The 21,739-nt window shown below is 70.7% G+C and carries 20 protein-coding genes; 12 read left to right on the top strand and 8 right to left on the bottom strand.

Annotated features, from left to right (window positions below):
• Positions 1–121 precede the first annotated feature (121 nt).
• The 4 genes from ACZ7M2_RS31505 to ACZ7M2_RS31490 all read left to right on the top strand — a co-directional run bounded on the left by ACZ7M2_RS31505 (position 122) and on the right by ACZ7M2_RS31490 (position 5,355).
• Positions 122–1,858: an LCP family protein gene (locus tag ACZ7M2_RS31505; protein ID WP_471598208.1), complete on the top strand. Its 1,737-nt coding sequence runs from the start codon at positions 122–124 to the stop codon at positions 1,856–1,858.
• Positions 1,859–1,958: 100 nt separating this feature from the next.
• The gene (locus tag ACZ7M2_RS31500; protein ID WP_054231278.1) at positions 1,959–2,321 is read left to right on the top strand and encodes an ArsR/SmtB family transcription factor; all 363 of its coding nucleotides are present in this window, start codon (positions 1,959–1,961) and stop codon (positions 2,319–2,321) included.
• Positions 2,314–5,031 carry a magnesium-translocating P-type ATPase gene (gene mgtA, locus ACZ7M2_RS31495; protein WP_471598207.1) on the top strand — a complete coding sequence of 906 codons (2,718 nt, stop codon included), beginning with the start codon at positions 2,314–2,316 and terminating at the stop codon, positions 5,029–5,031. Before ACZ7M2_RS31500 ends, mgtA begins: the two co-directional genes overlap by 8 nt.
• Before the next feature lie 72 nt (positions 5,032–5,103).
• Entirely contained in the window at positions 5,104–5,355 is a 252-nt protein-coding gene (locus tag ACZ7M2_RS31490) for a hypothetical protein (RefSeq protein WP_471598206.1), read from the top strand.
• On the opposite strand, the gene ACZ7M2_RS31485 is transcribed toward ACZ7M2_RS31490, so the two are convergent.
• Positions 5,346–6,875, bottom strand: coding sequence for an LCP family protein (locus ACZ7M2_RS31485; RefSeq protein WP_471598205.1), 1,530 nt, complete (start codon positions 6,873–6,875; stop codon positions 5,346–5,348). The two genes, ACZ7M2_RS31490 and ACZ7M2_RS31485, sit on opposite strands and share 10 nt — an antisense overlap.
• A 78-nt stretch (positions 6,876–6,953) precedes the next feature.
• Here ACZ7M2_RS31485 and tatA point away from each other — a divergent pair, with 78 nt between their 5' ends.
• Positions 6,954–7,208: a Sec-independent protein translocase subunit TatA gene (tatA, locus tag ACZ7M2_RS31480; protein WP_471598204.1), complete on the top strand. Its 255-nt coding sequence runs from the start codon at positions 6,954–6,956 to the stop codon at positions 7,206–7,208.
• Between the two features lie 56 nt (positions 7,209–7,264).
• Here tatA and ACZ7M2_RS31475 read toward each other — a convergent pair whose 3' ends face one another.
• The 4 genes from ACZ7M2_RS31475 to ACZ7M2_RS31460 form a co-directional block, all read right to left on the bottom strand.
• On the bottom strand, positions 7,265–7,747 hold the full coding sequence (locus tag ACZ7M2_RS31475; RefSeq protein WP_471598203.1) for a DUF5990 family protein: 483 nt from the start codon (positions 7,745–7,747) through the stop codon (positions 7,265–7,267).
• Positions 7,748–8,159: 412 nt separating this feature from the next.
• Positions 8,160–9,260 (bottom strand): chitinase, encoded by a 1,101-nt coding sequence (locus tag ACZ7M2_RS31470; protein ID WP_471598202.1) that lies wholly within the window; start codon positions 9,258–9,260, stop codon positions 8,160–8,162.
• 274 nt (positions 9,261–9,534) lie between these two features.
• A complete protein-coding gene (locus ACZ7M2_RS31465) occupies positions 9,535–10,083 on the bottom strand; it encodes a hypothetical protein (RefSeq protein WP_471598201.1) in 549 nt (182 codons plus the stop codon).
• A 193-nt stretch (positions 10,084–10,276) separates the two neighbouring features.
• Positions 10,277–10,462, bottom strand: coding sequence for a hypothetical protein (locus ACZ7M2_RS31460; RefSeq protein WP_352053548.1), 186 nt, complete (start codon positions 10,460–10,462; stop codon positions 10,277–10,279).
• Between the two features lie 117 nt (positions 10,463–10,579).
• Here ACZ7M2_RS31460 and ACZ7M2_RS31455 point away from each other — a divergent pair, with 117 nt between their 5' ends.
• On the top strand, positions 10,580–11,143 hold the full coding sequence (locus tag ACZ7M2_RS31455; RefSeq protein ID WP_471598200.1) for a CGNR zinc finger domain-containing protein: 564 nt from the start codon (positions 10,580–10,582) through the stop codon (positions 11,141–11,143).
• A 54-nt stretch (positions 11,144–11,197) separates the two neighbouring features.
• Here the strand turns inward: ACZ7M2_RS31455 and ACZ7M2_RS31450 are convergent, their stop codons facing one another.
• Positions 11,198–11,791: an ATP-binding protein gene (locus ACZ7M2_RS31450; RefSeq protein ID WP_471598199.1), complete on the bottom strand. Its 594-nt coding sequence runs from the start codon at positions 11,789–11,791 to the stop codon at positions 11,198–11,200.
• Positions 11,792–11,992: 201 nt separating this feature from the next.
• Here ACZ7M2_RS31450 and ACZ7M2_RS31445 point away from each other — a divergent pair, with 201 nt between their 5' ends.
• From ACZ7M2_RS31445 to ACZ7M2_RS31420, 6 genes are all read left to right on the top strand, one after another.
• Positions 11,993–12,589, top strand: a complete 597-nt coding sequence (locus ACZ7M2_RS31445) for a TetR/AcrR family transcriptional regulator (RefSeq protein ID WP_471598198.1) — start codon at positions 11,993–11,995, stop codon at positions 12,587–12,589.
• 135 nt (positions 12,590–12,724) lie between these two features.
• Positions 12,725–13,234 carry an allene oxide cyclase barrel-like domain-containing protein gene (locus tag ACZ7M2_RS31440; protein WP_471598197.1) on the top strand — a complete coding sequence of 170 codons (510 nt, stop codon included), beginning with the start codon at positions 12,725–12,727 and terminating at the stop codon, positions 13,232–13,234.
• 216 nt (positions 13,235–13,450) lie between these two features.
• Positions 13,451–14,212 carry an SDR family oxidoreductase gene (locus ACZ7M2_RS31435; protein ID WP_471598196.1) on the top strand — a complete coding sequence of 254 codons (762 nt, stop codon included), beginning with the start codon at positions 13,451–13,453 and terminating at the stop codon, positions 14,210–14,212.
• A gap of 245 nt (positions 14,213–14,457) precedes the next feature.
• Positions 14,458–15,753, top strand: coding sequence for a serine hydrolase domain-containing protein (locus ACZ7M2_RS31430; protein ID WP_471598195.1), 1,296 nt, complete (start codon positions 14,458–14,460; stop codon positions 15,751–15,753).
• 133 nt (positions 15,754–15,886) lie between these two features.
• Complete coding sequence (locus tag ACZ7M2_RS31425; protein ID WP_471598194.1) at positions 15,887–16,756, top strand: PP2C family protein-serine/threonine phosphatase; 870 nt, start codon at positions 15,887–15,889, stop codon at positions 16,754–16,756.
• A 70-nt stretch (positions 16,757–16,826) separates the two neighbouring features.
• Entirely contained in the window at positions 16,827–17,831 is a 1,005-nt protein-coding gene (locus ACZ7M2_RS31420; protein ID WP_471598193.1) for an MASE1 domain-containing protein, read from the top strand.
• Between the two features lie 37 nt (positions 17,832–17,868).
• On the opposite strand, the gene ACZ7M2_RS31415 is transcribed toward ACZ7M2_RS31420, so the two are convergent.
• Both ACZ7M2_RS31415 and ACZ7M2_RS31410 read right to left on the bottom strand, forming a co-directional pair.
• Positions 17,869–20,589, bottom strand: coding sequence for a cation-translocating P-type ATPase (locus ACZ7M2_RS31415; protein ID WP_471598192.1), 2,721 nt, complete (start codon positions 20,587–20,589; stop codon positions 17,869–17,871).
• Positions 20,590–20,655: 66 nt separating this feature from the next.
• Positions 20,656–21,681, bottom strand: coding sequence for a polyphosphate kinase 2 family protein (locus ACZ7M2_RS31410; RefSeq protein WP_471598191.1), 1,026 nt, complete (start codon positions 21,679–21,681; stop codon positions 20,656–20,658).
• Positions 21,682–21,739: the final 58 nt, after the last annotated feature.

Genomic DNA, 21,739 nt, shown 5'->3' with positions numbered 1-21,739 from the left:
GGTGGGTGGGAGCCGCGCCGGATCTCAGGCCGGGTTGTTATATTGCGCAACCGTGCAAGTGAGGCGTCCCCGCAACGCCTGACGTATGCCTGAACGGCCCGACCGTCGTGGGAGTGCGAACATGACTGACCCTGGGGACGCCCCCGCCGGCAACGCCACACGCAGCCACGCACGCGGGCTGCCCCGGCAGCGCCGCACCTCGGGTTCCGCGACCTCGGGTTCCGCGGCCTCCGGTCATGCGTCCTCCCGTTCCGCGCCCTCCCGCACGGGATCCCGCGCGCGTCCCAAGGCCGGCGCGGGGCGCCGGGCCCGGCCCGTGGGCCGGGGCAGGCGGATCCTGCGGACGGCCGCGATATCGCTGTCGGTGCTGGTCCTGGCCACCGCGGGGGTGGGGTGGTGGTTCTACGAGCATCTGAACGGCAATCTCCACAGCGTTCCGTTGACCGACGGCTCGGGCGACAGCGCGGGCAAGGAGAAGGCCGACTCCTTCGGCAGGACCCCGATCAACCTCCTGGTGATGGGCAGCGACGGCCGTACCAACGCGAGCGACTGCAAGCTCGGCGGCGGCTGTTCACAGACCGGTGTGCAGTCCGGGTCCAACGCGGACGTGGAGATGGTGATGCACATATCCGCCGACCGCTCCAACGCCACCGTGATGAGCATCCCCCGCGACACCGTGACCACCGTCCCCGCCTGCAAGGACTCCGAGACCGGCGTCTCCACGAACGGCTACACCGGCATGGTCAACAGCGCCCTGCAGTACGGGCCGGCCTGCCAGGTGGCCACCGTCCACCGGCTCACCGGCATCCCCATCGACCACTTCGTCAAGCTCGACTTCTCCGGCGTGGTGAAGATGTCCGACGCGGTGGGCGGGGTGTCGGCCTGCGTCGACAAGGACGTCTACGACACCTACTCCCACCTGAAACTCGCTGAGGGCACACACACCCTCAAGGGCGTGGCGGCCCTGGAGTTCGTCCGCTCCCGGCACGGCTTCGGCGACGGCAGCGACCTGGGGCGCACCTACTCCCAGCACCTCTTCCTCAGCTCGATGATCCGCAAGTTCAAGAGCGCCGGCACCCTCACCGACCCCACCGCCGTCTACCGGCTGGCCGACGCCGCGACCAAGGCCCTCACCGTCGACACCGGTCTGGGCAGCATCAGAAAGCTGATGGGGCTCGCCGCCGACGTGGACAAGGTCCCGGCGAAGCGCATCACCTTCACCACCATGCAGACGGCGCCGGACCCGGGCGACAGCAACCGGCTCGTGCCCGCCGCCACGGCCCAGAGCCTGTTCGCCACCATCGCGAACGACCAGTCCCTGACCAACTCGTCGGGCGACAAGACCGCCGCGGCCTCCGCGACAGCCAAAGCCCCGGCCTCCGCCTCCGCGGTCCCCGCCGCGCAGATCGCGGTCACCGTGGAGAACGGCACCACCGTCACCGGCCGGGCCTCGGCCGTCGCCACCGCCCTGCTCGACAAGGGCTTCAGTTCCGCCACCACCACCGGCAATGCCGCCGGCACCACGTCCACGACCACCCTCACCTACGGCAGCGGGCACAAGGCCGAGGCCCAGACCGCCGCCAAGGCCCTGGGCCTGTCGTCCTCCCACCTCAAGCAGAGCGACGCCACGGGCACCGGTCTGACCCTGGTCATCGGCACCGACTGGACCAGCGGCACCGCCTACCCCGCCCCCGCCGACACCAAGACCGCCACCGCCAACGCCCACGCCGAGACCGCCGACCAGTCCAAGACCTGCGCCAAGGTCAGCCCCTACAGGACCGTCAGTCTCGACGGCGTCGCCATGACCCCCACCCAGGCCTACCGCTCAGCCACCGGAACCAAGGACTCGGCACCGTGAGCAGCTGCCGGTTCGGCGGCGGCGCCCTGGGGACGGGCGCCTAAACTGGGTCGGCGCGGACGCGGGCACGGATGCCCGGGGCGGGACGGGAGAAGAGACTGTGACGGCATACGCCGGTGGCTTCGACGATCCGCCCGCCGAGGTGCTGGCGGACGCGGCCGCCGCGTTCGGACTGCTGGCCTCCTCGCCCCGGCTGCACATCATGTGGGCCCTCGCGCAGGGCGAGAGCGACGTGACCCACCTCGCGGAGCGTGTCGGCGGCGCTCTGCCCGCCGTCAGCCAGCACCTGTCGAAGCTGAAGCTCGCGGGCCTCGTCCGCTCCCGGCGCGAAGGCCGCCGACAGGTCTACTACGTCGACGATCCCGATGTCGTGACCGTGGTGCGCGTGATGGTCGGACAGCTGGCCGCACGGGCCGAGGAGGCATCGGCACCCGTACGCAGGCTGCGCGGGATCGGTGGCTGAGACGTCCGCGACGGCGGGAGGGGGCGCCGAGCGCTCCGCCTCCGCGGACGGCCCGGCGGCGGAGAAACCCCGGCTCCTTCAACGAACTTCGGGCGGGGAGGAACACGGCGAGCCGACCGCGCTCCAGCTGCTCCGGCGGCTGGACAGCGGCCCACGGGGGCTGACGCAGACGCAGGCCGACGAACGCCTCGCCCGGTTCGGGGAGAACACTCTGCCGGCCCGGCGGCCCGTTCCCTGGTCCGAGCGGTTCCTGCGCAGTCTGCGGGATCCGTTCACCGCCGTACTGCTCTGCCTCGGCCTGGTCTCGGCGCTCGTGGCCTCCTGGGGCACCGCGAGCGTGATCACCGTACTGGTCGTGGTCAGTTGTGTGCTGCGGTCGTCCGGTGAGCACCGGGCCGACCGTTCGATGGCGGCGCTGCGCGACCTGGTGGCCAGCACCGCCACCGTGCTGCGCAGGACCGACGCGGACGCGGTGCCCACCGACCGTGACCTCCCGGTCGACCAGCTGGTGCCGGGGGATGTGATCCTGCTCGGTCCCGGCGACCTGGTCCCCGCCGACGTACGGCTGCTGCGGGCCGGTGGGCTGACCGTGTACCAGGCGGCGCTCACCGGAGAGTCGGCGCCGGTCGCCAAGTACCCGGTCGACGCGCCGGGCCCCACGGCGGGTGAGCTGTTCGAACAACCGCAGCTGTGCTTCCAGGGCAGCAGTGTCGCCTCCGGCAGCGGCACCGCCGTGGTCGTGGCGACCGGCGCGCACACGCGGTTCGCCGAGGGCCACCGGGACCCGGGGCGGCGGGAGGCGAGCGCCTTCGACCGGTCCGTGCACGGCATCTCCTGGATCCTCATCCGGTTCATGCTGCTCACCCCGCCGCTGGTCCTGATGGCGGGCGCGGCCCTGCGCGGGCGGGGCCTGGAGACCCTGCCGTTCGCCGTCGCGGTGGCGGTCGGGATGACTCCGGAGATGCTGCCGGTCATCATCACGACCTGCCTGGCCCGCGGGGCGTCGCTGCTGGCCCGTACGCACGGAGTGATCGTCAAGCGGCTGCCCGCGCTCCACGACCTCGGCGCCATCGACGTGCTCTGCGTGGACAAGACCGGCACCCTCACCCAGGACCGGCCGGTCGTCGACCGCGCGCTGGACGCGGACGGCAAGGACGCGCCCGAAGTACTGCGCCAGGCGGCCGCGGCCGCCTGGTGGACACTGCAACTCGCCGACCTGCCGGCACCCGACGCCCTCGACGAGGCGCTCCTGCACACGGCCGACGAGGACGACCTGACGGCGTACGACGGGATCGCGGCGCTGCCCTTCGATCCCGTACGCCGCCTCACCACCGCCGTCGTACGCACCCCCGGCACCCTCGGCTCCCACACCCTCCTGGTCAAGGGCGCCGCCGAAGCCGTACTGGAGCGCTGTGCGCTGGATCCGACGGAGCGCGCACGGCTGCTCGCCCGCGCCCACGAGCTGACGGACGACGGGCTGCGTGTCCTGGCGGTCGCCACCGCCGTACGCCCCGCCCGCCACCGCGACTACACCCCGGCCGACGAACGCGGCCTGACCTTCGAGGGGTTCGTCACGCTGCGGGACGCACTGGTGCCGAGCGCGGCCGACGCGCTGCGGGTGCTCGCCGACCGGGGCGTCGCCGTACGGGTACTGACCGGGGACCACCCGGGCACGGCCGCCCGCGCCTGCCGCGACCTGGGCCTCGACCCCGGGGAGGTACGCACCGCCGCCGACCTCGACGGTCTCACGGACACCGAACTCGGCGAACTCGCCGACCGCACCACCGTCTTCGCCCGCTGCACGCCCGAGCACAAGGCGCGTATCACCGTCGCACTGCGCGAACGCGGACATGCCACCGGCTACCTCGGCGACGGCGTCAACGACCTGCCCGCGCTGCACGCCGCGGACGTCGGGATCTGCCCGCGCGACGCCACGGACCTGGCCCGGGAGAGCGCCGACGTGGTGCTGGCCGACAAGGACCTCACCGCGATCTCGCACGCGATCACCGCGGGCCGCTACTCCAGCGGCAACATCGGCACCTATCTGCGGGTCACCCTCTCCTCCAATCTCGGCAACGTGATCGCGATGCTCGCGGCGGGCATCCTGCTGCCCTTCCTGCCGATGCTGCCGACGCAGGTCCTCGTGCAGAACATGTGCTTCGACGCGGCCCAGCTCGCCTTCGCCTACGACCGCCCCGCGCCGGGCACCCTGAAGCGCCCCACCGTGCTGCGCTCGCGCGACCTGCTGGGCTTCATCACCGGCTTCGGCCTGCTGAACGCCGTCGCCGACCTCGCGACCTTCGGCGTCCTCGCGCTCGCCGTGCACGGGCCGGGGACGGCGAACGACGAGTCCGTGTTCCACTCCGGCTGGTTCACCGAGAACCTGCTCACCCAGGCCCTGGTGATGCTCCTGCTGCGGCTCGGCCGCCGGGGCGCCGAGGGCCGACGGAAACCGGGTCCCGTCGGCTGGGGCGCGACCGCCCTCACCGCCGCCGGCCTCGCGCTGCCACTCTCCCCGCTCGGCCCGCCGCTGGGCATGACCGCACTGCCCGCCCTCTACTACCTGCTGCTCGCCGCGGTCCTCGGCCTGTACGCGGTGGGGCTGGTGGCCGCCCGGTCACGCTACGAACGCCGTCGCTCCGAGGACGACGGCATGATCTCCCACAGTGATCAAGGGGCGCACGGCGAGCGCAGCCACGACGGAGGGTGACGCGGGCTTACTCTTCCCTCCAGCGCTTCGCCTCGGCGCACCGGTGAACGGGCGGAAGAGAGAAGGCGGGACATGGCCGCATCCTGGACGCGGTGGCGGTGGGTCACTCTGCTGGTCCTCGCCCTGGCCCTCTACGTCATCGTGCGGGCGGCCAACACCCCGCAGGCCACCCCTTCGCACGTCGCCCCTCCCCGTGCCACTCCTTCACCCGCCACTGCTTCACCCGCCGCCCCCTCGTCCGTCACGCCTTCGTCCACCACTCCTTCGTCCGGGACCACTCCGTCCGGGACCACTCCGGCTCCGGCGGACGCGGTCTATCCGTAGGACAGGTTGGAACACACGTCGTCGTCGGCGGAGCGCGCGTCGCGCGCCACCGAAGTGGGCAGGGCGGTGGGCGTGGACGCGCGTGAGGCCGGGGCCGACGTGCTGCCCCCGGCGGCGTAGGTCCGGCCCAGGACGACGTCGACGCCCGCGCCCGGCACGGAGTTCAGTTCGGCGCCGGGAAAGAGCCGGGCGACCGTCTGGGCCCGGGTCCGCAGGCCCGCGCCGTACTCGATCACCGTGTCGGCGCGGTCCCGGTCGACCGCGTTCGCGGTACGGGTGACGGTGAAGCCGTGCTCGGTGAGGGCCGTCGCGGCGCGCGAGGCCAGGCCGCGCGTGGTGGTGCCGTTGTAGACGGCGACGTCGATACCGTCCCCCGAGACCTCCACGGCGGCGTGGGGCGAGGTGGCCGCGGTGGCGGTCGGCCCGCCCTGTTCGCCCTTCTTGCCACCGGCGTCGGTGCCGTCGAGGGTGCGGTCGGCCTTGAGCGCGGCCCACAGCTGATCGGCGTCAGGCTGGACGATCGCGACCCGCTCCCCCTGGTAACGCCACGGGATGGTCGCGAACTTGGTGTCGTGCAGGTCGATGTTCTTCAGGGACATCGCGAACGAGATCAGCCGCTTGGCCGTACCCAGCCCCGGATCGACGGTCAGCGACTTCGTCGCGGCGTCGGCGAGCGGCAGCAGTCCGGTGGCGGTGAGCCCGTCGCTCTTCACCTTCTTCACCAGGCTGGCGACGAAGGCCTGTTGGCGTTTGATGCGGCCGATGTCGGAGCCGTCGCCGATGCCGTGCCGGATGCGGACGTAGTCCAGCGCCCGCTGCCCGGAGAGGTTCTGCTCACCCTTCCTGAAGAGCAGTCCGCCCCGGGTGACGCGGTTGGGGTTGAGGTCCTTCTCGTACACGTCCTGCGGGAGGCACACCTTCACCCCGCCGACGACCCGCGTCAGTGCCGCGAAGCCCTTGAAGTCGATGACGACGGTGTGGTCCACGCGCAGGCCGGTCAGCTTCTCGACCGTGTTCTGGGTGCAGGCCGGATTGCCCTTGGCCGTCTGCCCCACGGAGTACGCCTCGTTGAACATCGTGTTCGGCCGCGCCCTGGTCCACTTCCCGTCCGGGAGCTTGCACGGGGGGAGGGTGACCAGTGTGTCGCGGGGGATCGAGACGGCGACGGCGTGCCGGTGGTCGGCGTAGACGTGCAGCAGGAACGCGGTGTCGGAGCGGCCGATGTCGCCCTTGTCGCCGCCGCCCAGCGCGCTGTTTCCGTCCGTGCGCGCGTCCGAGCCGATGACGAGGACGTTCTCGCCCTTCGTCGAACCGGCCGGGCGGTCCTTGGAGAGACCGTCGGCGCCGAACGTGTCGATGTTGCCGTTCAGCTTCAGATAGATCCAGCCGAGTCCGGCCGTGCCGAGCAGGAGCAGGGACAGGGCCACGACGAGGGCGATCCGCAGAGGGCCCCGTCTGCGGCGCGGCGGCCGCGCCTGGTCGCTGGTCGTCACACGTGTGCTCTCATCCGTCCGACTCATACGTAGGGGACGCTCGGCACCGCCCGATGGTTGTAAAGTTGCGCAACGTAGCAACAGTGAAGGGAAGAGGTGGGCGGGATGCTCCGCAACGGACTGGAACCCTGGCACCTGCTGATCGTGGCGATCGTGATCATCGTGCTGTTCGGCTCGAAGAAGCTGCCCGACACCGCCCGCGCGCTGGGCAAGTCGATGCGCATCCTCAAGAGCGAGACCAGCGCCATGAAGCACGACGGCTCCGCACCCTCCACCGTGCCCTCCGCCGCGCCCCGGTCCGAGAGCGCGCCCGAGGCCGTGTCGGCCCGCCCGGTCGACGAGGGCACCGCGACCCGCTGAGCGTCCTCGACAGGCGTGCCCTGCGGCCTGATTGACCGGGCCGCACCCCTGGATGTCTACGAGGCGGGCTCCTCGGTCCATGTCTCGGCGGTCCACGTGATGCGCGGGGGTTCGACCCGCGCGCACAGGGGGTTGCCGTGAGCGTCGGTCAGCCCGAGGCGCCCGACCAGCAGGCCCTCACGCGCGGCGGCCGCGAGCACGTCGGCGGGGACGACGTCGAGCATGAGCTTGGCGCGCCGGAACATGCTGAAGACGCCCGACTCGTCGACCGTGCCCCACGACAGGTAGATGAACCGGCGGCCCAGACGGTCCTGCACGTAGGGCCCTTTGACGTCCGTGCCGGTCGCCGAGGCGAGCGCGGTGCACTCCAGGGTCCAGGTCGCGGACGCGGCGTCGCCGGGCTGCGGTTCGAGGAGTTCGGCCGGACGGTCCCGGCGTTGTACGGCCACGTGGATGTTGCCGTACGTCGGCGCACCGCTGCCGACGGGGGCCGGACAGGTGCGGCCGGGCAGGTCGACGGCGTCGATACGGATGCGCATGCCGACCATCATCCCGCCATTCCGGCGACGGTTCTCCACGAGCCGCCATGCGACGGCACTCACGTTCGTGGCCGTCCCCGCACTCGGGCTGGGCCCCGCGGTCGCCGCCCACGCCTCGCCCGCCACCGCGCCAGGCGCCGCGTCCCGCGCGACCTGCGCTCCAGCACGGGCACCGTCTCGACGGACCACACGGAAAGGTTCGACGTCGACGGTCTGAGCGGAAGCAAGTTCGTCGTCAGGACGGCCCACGGGAAGACGACGCTCACCTGCGCCAAGGTCAGTCACTGAGGTCTGCGCGCGCCGCGCGGTTCTGGCGCACCGTCCGCCCACCGGCCGCGCGTCGACGAACCCCCAGGTCCCCGACCTGGGGGTTTCGCGCGGGGCGAGACGCCATGGGGGACGGGACGGACCTCTAGTCGGTGCCGGTGCCGGTGCCGACGTCGGCGCGGATGCCCCGCGCGAACCGCTCGAAGATGTGGCTGAAGGTCCAGGTGTCCTGGGCGATGCCGGAGCAGGAGTTGGCGCCGGCCGTGCCCACGCAGCCGCCGTTGTCACGCTGGAGGGCCCAGAAGGAGAGCGTGTCGATGCCCTTGGCGACCGCCCAGTTCTCCACCTTCACCGCGTCCTGCGGGGTGAAGGTCTCCTCCGGCCCGTAGTCGTCGATGCCGGGCATCTCGGTGACGCCGATCATGTGCCAGAGCTTCGCCGGGTTCTTCTTCGGGTAGAGCGCGGCGAGTTGGTCGTGCAGCCCGGAAGCGGCGGTCCTGGTGTCGGCCGCCATGTCGTGGGTGGCGCCGTCCCAGTAGTCGAACGTCATGATGTTGACGACGTCCACGCGCGCGCCGTTGTCGACGGCGTTTCGCAGCAGCGCCACGCCGTTGGGTGCGAGGCCGGTGGCGGTGGTCGGCAAGGTGTAGGAGAACTGCACGCTGTGGCCGGTCCGTTCGGCCCAGCGCTCCACCTTGGCGATGGCCTTGTTGCGGCGGTCGATCCCGGCGGTGTTGTTGATGGAGTCGGCCTCGATGTCGAGGTCGATCCGGGTGACGCCGTAGGTCTTGACGAGGCTTTCGTAGACCGAGGCGATGGCGTCGACATCGGTGCAGCTGTCGGCGAGTTCGGTGCCGGTGGTGTCGGCGCTGTAGCCGCCGAAGGACGGGATGACGTTGCCGCCGCGCGCCTGGATCGCGGCGATGTCCCTGCCGAAGGTCGCCCTGGCGATCGGCTGGGTGGAGGCGCCGTTCCAGTACGCGGTGCACGAGCCCGCCGCGGCCGTCTGGAGAAAGGCCATCGTGAGGTACTTGTTGCCCGACTCGGCGGCGAGCGCGGCGGGGCTCTCGCCCGTCCACGCCTCGAAGTACGGCGCCATCACATGCGCGGGCATGTGCCGCGCGGTGTGCGAGGGTGCTCGCTCCGCGGCGAGCGCGCCGCCTCCGCCGAGCGCGACCAGCCCGGCTGCGAGAGCGGTCGCGGTGGCGCCGGACAGCAGCGCGCGAAGTGGCCCAGATCGTCTCATTGACGCTCCCATGGTGAAGGAAGAGCAGGTGGGACAGCGGGAATCCGGAAAGGTTCGTGCGATGTCCACCGGTCGGTACACGCCGGAGAGCTCTCCATGACCAAGGGCGAACAGGGACCATGGTTGGACTAGACCAATTGTCTGTCAAGGTTCTTTACAGTTAACGGTTCAGAACATGACGCCGCCGCCCCGGAACCGGGCTGTCCGGCGGGGTGGGGGGCGTGGATACGGCGCCCGGGATCACGGCCGGGGCGTCATCCGCTTCAGCGGGTGGTCAGCAGCCGGTGCCGGCCGGGGTGAACTCCAGGCGGGCGCGCTCGTCCGCGCCGCGGGCTTCGGTGTAGGTGGCCGGGGTGACCTGGTACCAGACGTCGTCCCTGGCGGTGTCGCCCTCGACGTCGTCCAGGCGCACGCACCACCGCTGCGAGCGAACGGTTCGCGTGTACGTCTCGGTGCCCGCGCGGACCTTCTTGCAGCTCTGGTACCGCTCCGTGGTGTACCAGGTGCGGGTCGTCCTGTGCGTGCCCGTGCCCGTGCGCTGCGTGTGCCTGACCTGCCGAGTGGCGGACGTGCACTTCCTGACCAGGTGCGGGCGGGTGGCCCTGGTGGTCCTCGCGGCGAGGTGGCGGACCGCGTCCTTGAGTCCGGAGACGGTGTCCGGGCTCGGCGAGGCCTCCTGGGCGGTGCCCGCACCGCCCTGACCGGCGTCGGTCACGGCTCCCGGGTCCACGCCGCGTGCGCCGCCCCCACCCCCGCCGCACGCGCCCAGCCCGGCTATGAGAATCGCGGTCGCTCCGGCCACCAGCAGCCGCTTGCCGAACATGTCTCCCCCTGAGGTCAGCGGCGGTCAGCGTAACGGATCACCGGACACGCGGCACTTGGGGGAGCATGGGGAATCCTGCGTGGTCAGAAGACCTGGGTGAAGCAGCCGAAGCCGATCACCAGCACCGCCAGGATCGCTGTCAGCGCTTTGAGGACCTGTGGTGTTCTCGTCGTCATCCCGGACTCCTTTCTGTTCACAGGCAGTAACGGACGAGCCACTCGTCCGCGCTGTACGCGTCTCGCGCCGGGTCGGGCACCGTGGCGGGCCGCTCCTCGACCGTGTCCTCGACCCGAACGCGCTCAGGCAGCGTGCCGAACCGCGCCCGGCGTGCCGCCTCCGCGGCGTCGGGGGCCGTCTGCGTCCGCTCTGTCCGTGTCATCTCGCGTACCTCGCTTCGGTAGGTGCACCCCGGCCGTCGACATCGACCAGTCACCTACTCAACTGGTGATGATGCCCAGATGTTCCGGCCTCGCGCATCACCTGTCAAGATGGTGATGTGAATCTGGATCACGTCTTCGTCTGCGGAAACCCGGCCCTCGACTTCGCCGCGACACTCCGCGCCCGCCGCTCGCTACGGTTCGAGATGTTCGCCTCGCCGGACCGTCTCGACGCCTGGTACCTGGAGTCCGGAGTCGTCGACTCCGTCTCCGGGAGCCAGGACTCCGACGTCGGGCGGGCGACGGCGGTACGGGAGGCCGTCTACACGCTGGTCACCGCCCGCCGGCTGGGCGACGCGTACGACGACGAGGCCCTGGCCGTGCTGAACGCCGCGGCCCGGAACGCCCCGGCGGCACCGCAGCTCACCCCGGCGGGCCGGTGGACGGCGGCGACCCCGGAGGAAGCACTGTCGACCGTGGCGCGGCTCGCCGTCGAGCTGCTGAGCGGACCGGATGTGCCGCTGCTCAAGGAGTGCGGCAACCCGGAGTGCACCCGGATCTATGTCGACCGCTCGCGAGGCATGCGTCGGCAGTGGTGCGGCATGGAATCCTGCGGCAACAAGATCAAGGCCGCGGCCTACCGCGCCCGTAAGAGGGAGACGCGGGCGGTCGCGACCGCCTGAGGGGGATGCGCGCGGTCGCGACCGCCTGACCGACGGCCGGCGCCGCGCGCCGGCTCAGTCGGAGGCGGGTGACTCCTGCGGCGAGGATGTCTCCGCCGGCAGTTGGAACCACATGGTCTTGCCGGTGGCGGTACTGGTGCTGCCCCAGGCCTCGGCGAGCAGATCGAGCAGGTCGATGCCGCGCCCGCCTTCCGCGTCGGCGTCGACGACACGCCGTACGGGCGCGGTGGGGTCGGTGTCCTCGACCTCGCACCGCAGGCGGGAGTCGCGCACCTGCAGATTGAGCCGCAGCGGGCCGCGCGTGTGACACAGGGCGTTGGTGACCAGTTCGCTGACCAGGAGCTCGGCCGTGTCGGCCAGGTCCTGCAGACCCCAGTCGCCCAGTTGCGCGGTCACCAGGCGTCGGCCCCGGCGGACCGAGGTCAGCTCCCGCGGCAGGGGCCAGGAGGCGTCCCAGTCGGTGGCACAGCCGCGCGGCGCGTCAAAGGGGCGTACGGGTGCCAGCGTGCGCGCCCAGAGAGCCTGCTGCCGGGCGATCCATGAGGCGAGTGCGGTCTTCCGCCCCGACTCTTCCTGTCGGCGGCGGCAAAGCCGGGCAAGGAGTCCCCTGCGCGGGGTCGCGGTGAGGCCGACGGCCTGGAAGGCCATGGAGAACCAGTCCCTTCTGAAGCGTCGGCGGCCGTGTTCGCCGCGGCGGAAGTGCGCCGCTGACCGGGCAGGGTGTGGCCGGCCCCGCATTCGCGTAGCGTTCGCTACATTTTCAATATACGCGTAGCGGGCGCTACAGTAAATACCTTGGCAAAAATCAATAAAAAGAACATTTCAACCCCGACCGCACCGGGAGCCCTCATGCCGCGCCCACCCGACCCGGCCAAACGACGCGACCTGCTGGACCAGGTCCGCGAGTACATGATCGGCAATGGCCTGGCGGACCTGTCCCTCCGCCCGCTGGCCCGGGCCCTGGGCACCAGCGACCGCATGCTCCTGTACTACTTCGGCACCAAGGAACGCATGGTCGCCGAGGCGCTCGCCGTGGACGAGCGGCGACCGCTCCTGCGTGTCCGGAGCCTGCTCGACGCCGGTGACGCTCCCAGGGACCCGGCGTGGGTCCGCCGCTTCATGGAGGAGGTCTGGCGGCAGTTCGCCGACCCCGACGTGCGTGTCACGCTCCCCCTCTATCTCGAGATCATGGTCAGCGGTCTGCTCCACCCCGACCGGTACGGACCCGTCATGCGCGACACGCTCGCCGAGTGGACGGGCCTGCTCACCTCCGTCTTCCGCGACATGGGCCTGCCCGAGGCGCGAGCGCGCACGGAGGCCGTCCTCCTGGTCGACGCGTGCTTCGGTCTCGTCGTCGGACCCCTCGTCGACGGCGACTGGGACGAGGCCGACGCGGCCTTCCGTGTCCTCCTCGACCGCCTCGAACCCGGCTGGCGAGCCTCGTAGCGAACGCCGCCCCGCTGTGCGCCTCGCTGCGGAAGGCGCTGCGGGTGATCCCGTGGGCGACGTCGCGCGAGGGGACGTACGAACCGGTACGTTGGGAAGGAAGGGCACATATCCGCCCCCTGTGGGAGACCCACCATGCGCAGGATCAGTCAGCGCTGCCTGAGTGCGGTCGCGGGCCTGGCCGCCGCCCTCGTCGTCGCCCCGCCGGCGTCGGCCGCGACATCGACCCCGCCCAGCCGTCCGGACACCCAACAGCGCACGCAGACATTCCAGTTGGTCGCCAAGCAGACCCAGTCCGAATCCATCGACCTGGGCAAGGACGGGCTCAGCCGGGGTGACGAGCTCGTCATCACCGAGGACCTGTACCGCGGCGACCAGAAGATCGGCGACCACAGCGTGCTGTGCGTCTACGTCCACCTCGATCCGAGCGAACTCCAATGCGTCGGCACCTTCGCTCTGCCGAAGGGGCAGATCACCTCGCAGGCGCTGCTCCGGCTGCCGCCGGCCCGCTCCATCGACGTCGCCGTCACCGGCGGTTCGGGTGCCTTCAGTTCGGCGCGGGGTTACGTCCACACCGTCCCCGCCGGGGAGGCGGTACGGAACCTCACCTTCCACATCACCCTTGACGCCTCATCAGGCAGCTGAGTCCGTCGAGGAGAAGGACATCCGCGTGGACCTGGAACTCGAAGTCATCGTGTTGGCCTACGCCCAGGAAGCCGGCCCCCGGCCGCTGACACCACGTGCCCGCTGACACCACGTGCCCGCGACCGCAGAACCAGGCCGATATCCGGAGGCAGGGATGGCAGACAGCAACTATGGCCACAGCCATGGCGCGACCGTTCTCGACGACGGACCCTCCTCATGACCGCCGCACCCGGTGTTCCCGGCACCCACCGCCGGTCCGACCTCGCCGACCGGACGGTCGTGGTCATCGGCGCCAGCGCGGGAATCGGACTCGAGGCCGCCCGCCAGATACGCGCGGACGGCGGCCGGTTGGTCCTGGTCGGCCGTAACCCCGAACGGCTGCGGAAGGCCGCGCTGGAGCTGGAACCCGTCGGCACGGCCGCGTTCGACGCGACCGACACCGACCGCCTCCAGCGGTTCTTCCAGGATCTGGCCGGACCGGTCGACCATGTACTGGTCACAGCAGGCGGCCCCTACTACATGCCGTTGGAGAGCATGGACCTCGCCGACGCCCGCCGCGCCTTCGACGAGCGCATCGCCCTGGTCCTCGGGGTCGCCCTCTACAGCCGTGACAAGATCCGCGCCGGTGGCACCCTGTTGTTCATCGGAGGCACCGGCGGCCGACGCCCCGGTGTCGGCATGGCCGTGGCGTCGGCCGCCACCGCGGCTCTGCCTGCCCTCGTGGCCAATCTGGCCCTCGAGATGGCGCCGGTCCGGGTGAATCTCATCGCCGCCGGATTCGTCGACACACCCCTGTCGGCCTCGCTGCTGGGGGACCGGCTCGATGCACGGCGCGAGGAACTGCGGACCACGCTTCCCATCCGACGGGTGGTCGGCCCGGCCGACGTCGCGGCCCTCGCCGTACACATCATGTGCAACGACGCGCTCACCGGCGCGACGTACGACGTCGACGGCGGCCAGCAACTTCTCCCGAACTGAGCACCGCCCGGGGCCGGTTGCCCGGTGGCCGGTCCGTGACCGGCCTCCCCACCACGCCGATCGGTGACACCGTCGCCGAGGTGGCCGGCGGCCTCGGCCTCTCCTGACCCGCAGTCAGTCGTCGGGGTGTGGTCAGGGTTCGCTCAGGGGCGTTCCCTGATGAGCCGGGGTGCCGGGGCGGAAGAGACTCGTGACCGGGCCGTTCGTCCGCCGGCCCGGTCGCCGTCACTCTGGAGAGCCTCACTGTGAACTCCTCTGCCGCCCGCACCCGTTGGTCCACCGTGGCCGCGTCCGGCGCTGTGCTGGTCGCCCTGGCCGCGGGTACGGCTGCTCCCGCCGCTGCCGTCACCCCGGCACCAGCGCCCGCCACCGTCGCCGCGACCGGCGCGCCGTTGCCCGGGCTCGATCCGGTAAAGCTCCAGGCGGCCATCGGTGGCCTGCCGAACGCGGATGTCACCGGCGCGCTGCTGCGGATCACCGGCAGCGCGGGCCACTGGTCGGGCACCTCGGGCGTGGGCGACCTGGAGACCGATCGGGGCGTCCCGCCCGGCGCCCACATCCGGATCGGCAGCATCTCCAAGGTCTTCACCGCCACCGTCGTCCTCCAGCTCGCCGCCGAGCACCGGATCGACCTGGACAAGCCCGTTCAGCAGTACCTGCCGGGTGTCCTGCCCGCCGACCTGCCGCCCGTCGAGGTCGGTCAGCTGCTCAACCACACCAGTGGCCTGCCGCGCGGCGTCACGAGTCCGGACTTCGGCGACGGCAGCCCCGAGTGGTTCGCCGCCAACCGCCTCAAGAGCTTCACCCCGCGGCAGGTGGTCGACCTGATGGCGGGCCAGCCGATGCAGTTCGCGCCGGGCACCGCGCAGCAGTACAACGGGATGAACTACTACGTCGCCGGCCTGCTCGTGGAGAAGATCACCGGGCACACCTTCGCCCACGAGGTGCGATCCCGTATCACCCGGCCCCTCGGACTGCGCGACACCTACGTCCCCGACGCAGACGACCCCCGCCTGCCCGGCCCGCACTCCCACGGCTACCTGACGGTCATGTCCCCGGACGGCACCACGCACCCGGTGGACGTCACTGAGCAGAGTCCCTGGCCCTGGGCCGAGGGCGGCATGATCTCCACCCCCGCCGACCTCGACCGTTTCATGACCGCCCTCTTCCGTGGCCGCTTCCTCCCGTCGGCCCAGCAGGCCGAGCTCTTCACCGTCCCCGACGTCCCCAGCTTCCACAGCAGCCAGTGCCGCACCGAGGCCGACGCAGGGCGGGCCTGCATGACCATGGGCATCATGAGGGTGACCGCCTCCAACGGTGTCGTGGTCTGGGGCAAGACCGGTTCCCGCCCCGGCTGGACCGGCGGCGTGTTCGCCACCCGCGACCTCTCCCGCAAGATCATCTACTCCGTCAACCCGACCACCCTCGACGGCACCGAGATCCGCTACGTCCAGCAGATCGCCGCCGCCTCCTTCGGCACCGTGGTCCCGGCCACCTCCGCCGCCGCGTACAGCCCCTCGGTGAAGGACACCGTGCGCTGACCGCGGTGCTCCGTTTTGGCTGGTCGTGGCAGTGACCGCGCGGCGTGCGCCGGGAGGATGCGCTGCCTGTAACAGGGGTACCGTGAAATCGTGACCTACGGCGCAAATGCGGAAAAAACTGAAGTGTGATGCCATGCCTCGCCGCCGCACCGATTCGTCCAGTGGGACCGCAGAGCTGCTGAACACGCTCGGTGATCTCACCGGCCGGATACTGGACCGGATCAAGGTCCAGCAGGCCCGCGTGGAACTGGCTGCCGCGCTGCAGCGCCAGGTCCTCGCCGCCGAGTTGCCGGTCCTGCCATACCTCCACGTGGCGGGACGGTACGCACCTGCACGGGACGGCCTGGACATAGGAGGCGACTGGTACGACGGCTTCCTCATGCCGGACGGCTCGGTGGGATTCGTGATCGGAGATGTACAGGGCCACGATGTCGAGGCCGCGGCTCTCATGGGGCAGGTGCGCACCTGCCTGCGCGCCGTCGCCACCGCCACCACGGACCCGGCGGAAGTGCTCCGGCGCACCAACGACCTGCTCGTCGCCATGGATTACGGGCTGTTCGTGACCTGCTCGTTCCTGCGCTTCGACCCGGTCACGAGCGAGCTCGCCGACGCCCGCGCCGGGCACATCCCCGCCGTCTGGGCCATGGCGGACGGCTGCTGCGACATCGTCCTGAACGACGGCGGTCTGCCCCTGGGCATCCAGGCCGGCGAGAGCTACCCGTCGACCCGCCGACCGCTCACCGGCGTGGGCGCCTTCGTGCTGCTCACCGACGGCGTGGTGGAAGGCCCCAGCTATCCGATCGACCAAGGCCTCGACCAGGTGGCCGGCCTGGTCAACGGCGCCTGTCGCACCGACCCCGACGAGCTGGCCGCGCAGGTGATCAAGGTGGCGGATCTCACCGGCCACAGCGACGACGCCGCGGTCCTCGTCCTCCGTTACGGAGGGCTCCGGGACGAGTGGTGTCCCGGAGGGCCCCAGGAACAGCGGCAGGGCGAAAGATGAGCGGCAGGCGTGGCAGATACGACCCCGGTGCGGCACGCTTCGCCCGGTGTGACCGCTGTGGTGGGCGAGGATGAGCGATGCGGCGAGCGGCGAGCGGCTCCGGCGGTACACCGTCAAGGGCCTGCAACTGGCTGCCGTCGCGGCCGCCTACTACGTCAGTGCCAAGATCGGTCTGGAGCAGCAACTGGTACGAGGGCAGGTCACGCCGCTCTGGCCGCCCACCGGCGTCGCCGTCGTCGTCCTGATGCTCTGGGGCCTTCGCATGTGGCCAGGAATCGCTCTCGGAGCGTTCGTGGTGAACGTGCTGCTCGGGCCGTCGATCCTCCCCGTGCTCGCCATCGCGGCCGGCAACACCCTCGCCCCGGTCTGCGCCTACCTCCTCCTGCGGCGTGTGGGGTTCCGTACCGCACTCGACCGGTTGCAGGACGCGCTGGCGCTGGTCTTCCTCGGGGCCCTGAGCGGGATGGTGATCAGCGCGACGGTCGGTACGGCGGCCCTGGTGGCCTCCGGTGCGCTGCCGGCCCATGCTTTCTGGCCGACCTGGTCGGTGTGGTGGACGGGCGACGCGATGGGGGTCCTGGTCATCGCGCCGTTGCTGCTGGCCGCGCGCACCGTCCGATGGCCACGCGGCGCACCTGTCCTGCGCTGGGTCGAGGCGATCGCCCTGCTCGGTGGCACGGCCGCGGTCAGCGTGCTGGCCACGCACAGCACGGTCGCCCTTCTCTTTCTCGTCGTCCCCTTCCTGATCTGGGCAGCCTTCCGTTTCCAGCTGGTCGGCGCCGCACCCTGTGTGCTGATCGCTTCCGTGATCGCGATCGACGCGGGTGCCGCCGGTGCGGGGCCGTTCGCCGGTCAGGATCTCCTCGCCAAGATGGTCATCCTGCAGGCCTTCAACGGCACCGTGTCACTGACGGCCCTGCTGCTTTCGGCGGTCATCACCGAGCAGAAGCGCACCCTCCAAGAGATCGAAGAGGCCTGCGGGCGCCTGAGGGAGGCACTCTCCCGGCTCGCGCCGGACGAGACACTCGACAAGTGGCCGCCTTCCCGCCCGGAGGGACGGGACCATCAGAAGTAGTACCGCCCTTGTCGCCACCGCCCCCCAGCGCGGCGCGTCAGGTGCCTCGTGACCGACGGGCCAGGAGCTTGCCCAGTTCCCACAGGAGCAGGAGTGCGACGGCGGCCAGCAGCGCCCAGCCGAACTGCCGCGCGTTGATCTGCGTCGTCCCGAGGATGCGGCGGAAGCCGTCCAGCTGGGTCACCAGCACCGCGAGGGCGAACTGGGCCAGTGCCACCCAGTTCATCTGCTTGCTGTCGAAGGTGGACGTCGTCAGCACCGAATCCGTCTCGCTGCGGCACTCGAACGCGGCCACGATCAGACAGAGGGCGAAGGCGGTGAACGCGATCGACCGACCGATCTCGACGCTCTCGAAGTGGGCCTGACCGAGCTTGATCAGTCCGAGCAGCACGACGGTGATCGCCAGCCCGCCGATTCCGACCGTGACCAGTACGGGCCGGGTGAGCACCGACTCCCCTCGGGGGCGCGGCCTGCGTCGCATGAGCCCGGGGCTCTCCCGGTCGAAGCCGAGCGCGAAGCCGAAGGAGGCGTTGACCACGAAGTGGATCCACAGCACCTGCGGCGGGGTGAAGGGTTCACCGGCGGCGATGTTGAAGACGGTGGCGCCGAGAAAGGTCAGTACGAAGGTGACCAGCAGGAGCAGGACGAATCGGATGTACTTGGTGAGGTTGTCGTAGATCCTCCTGCCCTGCTCCACGGCGTAGACGATGGTGGCGAACTTGTCGTCGGAGAGGATCATGCGTCCGGCGTTCTTCGCCACATCCGTGCCGCTGCCCATGGCGATGCCGATGTCGGCGGCCTTGATGGCGGGCGCGTCGTTGACGCCGTCCCCGGTCATCGCCACGACATCGCCCTTCTTCTTGAGCGTGTCGGCGAGCAGCACCTTGTGCTCCGGCGCGACGCGCCCCACCACACCGATGCCGTCGATACGGGCGAGTTGCTCGTCCTCGCTCATGGCGGCGAAATCGGTGCCGAGGACCGCCTCGCCGGGAATGCCGAGCTGCCGCGCGATCGCCGCACCGGTGGTGACGTCGTCACCGGTCACCATGCGGACCCGGATGTGCCCCGCCCGGGCGCCGGCGATGGCGGCCCTGGCGTCCTCGCGGGGCGGATCGACCATGCCGACGAGACTGGTCATCCGCAGCTCGGTGACGTACGCGAGGAGGTCGCCGTCCGGATCGAAGCCGGCCGGGTCCAGGTCACGGGTGGCCGCGGCCATCACACGGCGACCCTCGCCGCCCATCCGTTCGGTCTGCTCCTCGGCACGTGCGGCCAGTCCGGCGTCCCACGGGATGGTCTCGCCCGCCGCGAGCGCGGTGGCGGCCCGCGCCACCACCGCCGGGACCGCGCCTTTCACGAAGCATCGGACGACCTGCCGCCCGGAGGCGTCGACCGCCGAGTGGAAGGTGGCCATCAGCTTGTAGCCCGGGTCGAACGGCAGCGTGGCGAGCCGGGGAAGGCTCTCCCTGGTGGCGTCGATGTCCAGCCCGGCCTTGTGCCCGAGCACCAGCAGCGCGCCCTCGGTGGGATCACCCACCACCTTGCCGTCCACCAGCTTCGCGTCGCTGGCCACCACATACGGCAGGATCGCGTCCTCGATGCCCGTGGCGGACCCCGCGGCATGATGGATCTTCCCCTCGAGTCCGTAGCCCGTGCCCGAGACGGTGTAGCGGTCGGTGGGACTGACGACTTCGACGGCGGTCATCTGGTTCATCGTCAGGGTGCCGGTCTTGTCCGAGTTGATCGCCGACGTGAACGCCAGGGTCTCGACCGACGGCAGTTCCTTGACGATGGCGTTCCACTTCGCCAGGTTGAGGCTGCCGACGGACAGGATCGCCTGGGTCACGGTCGGCAGGGCCTCGGGGATGGCGGCGATGGCCAGCGAGACCGCGCTGACGAACAGAACGTCCCAGGCCTGGTCCCGTTGCCGTCCCAGGGCGAACATCACGATCATGGTCAGGCCCGCCGCCCCCGTGATCCACAGGGTCAGGGCGTCGAGCTCCTTGGTGAGCGGCGGTACCTCCTTCTCGGTGGCCGACAGCATCCCGGAGATCTTGCCGACTTCGGTTCCGGCGCCGGTCGCGGTCACGACGAGTACGCCGCTGCCGTGGGTGACCGGGGTGTTCATGAACGCCATGTTCGTCTGGTCGGCGGGTGCCGGTCCCAGGCCCGGCAGCGTGCGGGCGTCTTTCGAGACGGGAACGCTCTCGCCGGTGAGCGCCGACTCGTCGATCTGCAGGGCACTGGCCTCGATGATGCGTCCGTCCGCCGCCACCTGGTCCCCGGCGGCGATGAGCACGATGTCGCCGACGACCAGGTGTTCGGAGGGGATCTCGGACTCCGTCCCGTCCCTGCGCACCCGCGCCGTGGCCTTCATCATCGACTGCAGCGCGTTCATCGCGCTCTCGGCCTTGCCCTCCTGACGCAGGCCCACGACCGCGTTCAGCAGGGTCAGGACGATCAGCAGGATCCCGGTGGTCCACTGCTCGATGAGCAGTGAGACGACCGCCGCCGCCACGAGGACGATCTGCATGTAACTGCGGTACTGCCTCAGGAACCGGTGCCAGGCCGGAATTCGCCTTTCCTCGGGCAGCGAGTTCGGGCCGTGCGCGCTCAGGAGCTGCGCGGCCCGTCCCGCGGAGAGACCGCCCGCGGGATCGACGCCGAACGCCGCTAAGACCTCCTCGGGAGCGTGCGTGCACCAGCTGTCCCCCGAAGCCCGAGGCTGTTCTCCCACGGAATCCGACCGCACCGTCATCGTTCTGCCTCCGATCCGTGGCCGCGGATGCGTCCGGGCCGGTCGTCCGCCGATCCGGCAGGTCCCCTAGCCGTGCTGCTTCTTCGTCGTCTTCTTCGCCTTCGCGTTCTTCTTCGTCGGCCGGCCGGTGGCTTGAGCGGCCGACGGATGCCGGGAGGCGTACGGATCGGCCGGGGCCCCGGCCGGGGCTTCCTGCTCCAACTCCCGTTTGGTGACGAGCAGCTCGTTCCGCGCCTCTTCCCCCACCTCGGGGTACTGAGGATCGATGTCCATCAGGGCGTGCGCGAGGACCGCCGCCGCACAGATCCGCGCGAACCACTTCCGGTCCGCCGGCACGACGTACCACGGCGCCCACTTCGTACTCGTGGCCGACAGCATGTCGGAGAACGCGTGCTGGTAGTCGTCCCACCGGCGCCGCTCCCGGACGTCGGCCGCGGAGAACTTCCAGTTCTTCTCCGGCAGGTCGATCCGCTTCAGGAAGCGGGTGCGCTGCTCCTCCTTGGACAGGTTCAGGAAGATCTTCACCACCTTGAACCCGTTGTCCGTGAGGTAGCGCTCCCAGTCGTTGATCTCCCGGTAGCGCCGGTCCCACACGCCCGGCCCGAGTGTGTCGCCCGGCAGCTTCTGCCGGACGAGGTTCTCGGGGTGGACTCGCACGACGAGAACCTCCTCGTAGTGCGAGCGGTTGAAGATGGCGATCTCGCCGCGGGTGGGCAGCCGCTGGGCGTAACGCCACAGGTAGTCGTGGTCGAGTTCCTCGGTGGAGGGCACCTTGAAGCTGCTGACCCGTACGCCCTGGGGATTGACGCCGCTCATCACGTGGCGGATCGTCCCGTCCTTGCCTCCGGCGTCGAGTGCCTGGAGGCAGAGCAGTACGCCATACGTGTCCTGGGCGGCCAGCCGCTCCTGGTACTCGGCCAGCAACGACACCCCGGTCCGCAGCAGCTCGATCCCGTCCCGCTTCTTCAGACCGGCCTTGTAGCGAGGATCGAAGTCCCGGGCCAGACGTACCTTCGACCCCGGTTCCACCCGTAGTGGCCCGATCAGTGGCCCGATGAAATCCGCTATGCGTTCGGCTCTCTCGTCCGACATCACCTGAGCACCCTCCGGGACCGGCGTTCGACCGAGGGGCAGGCGGCCCTCAGCCGCG

The organism is Streptomyces sp. NPDC111507, assembly GCF_055638955.1.
The sequence above is the reverse complement of the archived record's forward strand: the minus strand, read 5'-3'. Positions and strand labels throughout refer to the sequence as shown.

Coding starts and splice junctions, on each gene's coding strand:
- ACZ7M2_RS31425 (WP_471598194.1), top strand. CDS start 15,887: ATGCCTCGCCGCCGCACCGATTCGTCCAGTGGGACCGCAGAGCTGCTG.
- tatA (WP_471598204.1), top strand. CDS start 6,954: ATGCTCCGCAACGGACTGGAACCCTGGCACCTGCTGATCGTGGCGATC.
- ACZ7M2_RS31465 (WP_471598201.1), bottom strand. CDS start 10,083: ATGTTCGGCAAGCGGCTGCTGGTGGCCGGAGCGACCGCGATTCTCATA.
- ACZ7M2_RS31440 (WP_471598197.1), top strand. CDS start 12,725: ATGCGCAGGATCAGTCAGCGCTGCCTGAGTGCGGTCGCGGGCCTGGCC.
- ACZ7M2_RS31505 (WP_471598208.1), top strand. CDS start 122: ATGACTGACCCTGGGGACGCCCCCGCCGGCAACGCCACACGCAGCCAC.
- ACZ7M2_RS31435 (WP_471598196.1), top strand. CDS start 13,451: ATGACCGCCGCACCCGGTGTTCCCGGCACCCACCGCCGGTCCGACCTC.
- ACZ7M2_RS31485 (WP_471598205.1), bottom strand. CDS start 6,875: ATGAGTCGGACGGATGAGAGCACACGTGTGACGACCAGCGACCAGGCG.
- ACZ7M2_RS31470 (WP_471598202.1), bottom strand. CDS start 9,260: ATGAGACGATCTGGGCCACTTCGCGCGCTGCTGTCCGGCGCCACCGCG.
- ACZ7M2_RS31450 (WP_471598199.1), bottom strand. CDS start 11,791: ATGGCCTTCCAGGCCGTCGGCCTCACCGCGACCCCGCGCAGGGGACTC.
- ACZ7M2_RS31415 (WP_471598192.1), bottom strand. CDS start 20,589: ATGACGGTGCGGTCGGATTCCGTGGGAGAACAGCCTCGGGCTTCGGGG.
- ACZ7M2_RS31490 (WP_471598206.1), top strand. CDS start 5,104: ATGGCCGCATCCTGGACGCGGTGGCGGTGGGTCACTCTGCTGGTCCTC.
- ACZ7M2_RS31420 (WP_471598193.1), top strand. CDS start 16,827: ATGAGCGATGCGGCGAGCGGCGAGCGGCTCCGGCGGTACACCGTCAAG.
- ACZ7M2_RS31460 (WP_352053548.1), bottom strand. CDS start 10,462: ATGACACGGACAGAGCGGACGCAGACGGCCCCCGACGCCGCGGAGGCG.
- ACZ7M2_RS31475 (WP_471598203.1), bottom strand. CDS start 7,747: ATGCGCATCCGTATCGACGCCGTCGACCTGCCCGGCCGCACCTGTCCG.
- ACZ7M2_RS31445 (WP_471598198.1), top strand. CDS start 11,993: ATGCCGCGCCCACCCGACCCGGCCAAACGACGCGACCTGCTGGACCAG.
- ACZ7M2_RS31410 (WP_471598191.1), bottom strand. CDS start 21,681: ATGTCGGACGAGAGAGCCGAACGCATAGCGGATTTCATCGGGCCACTG.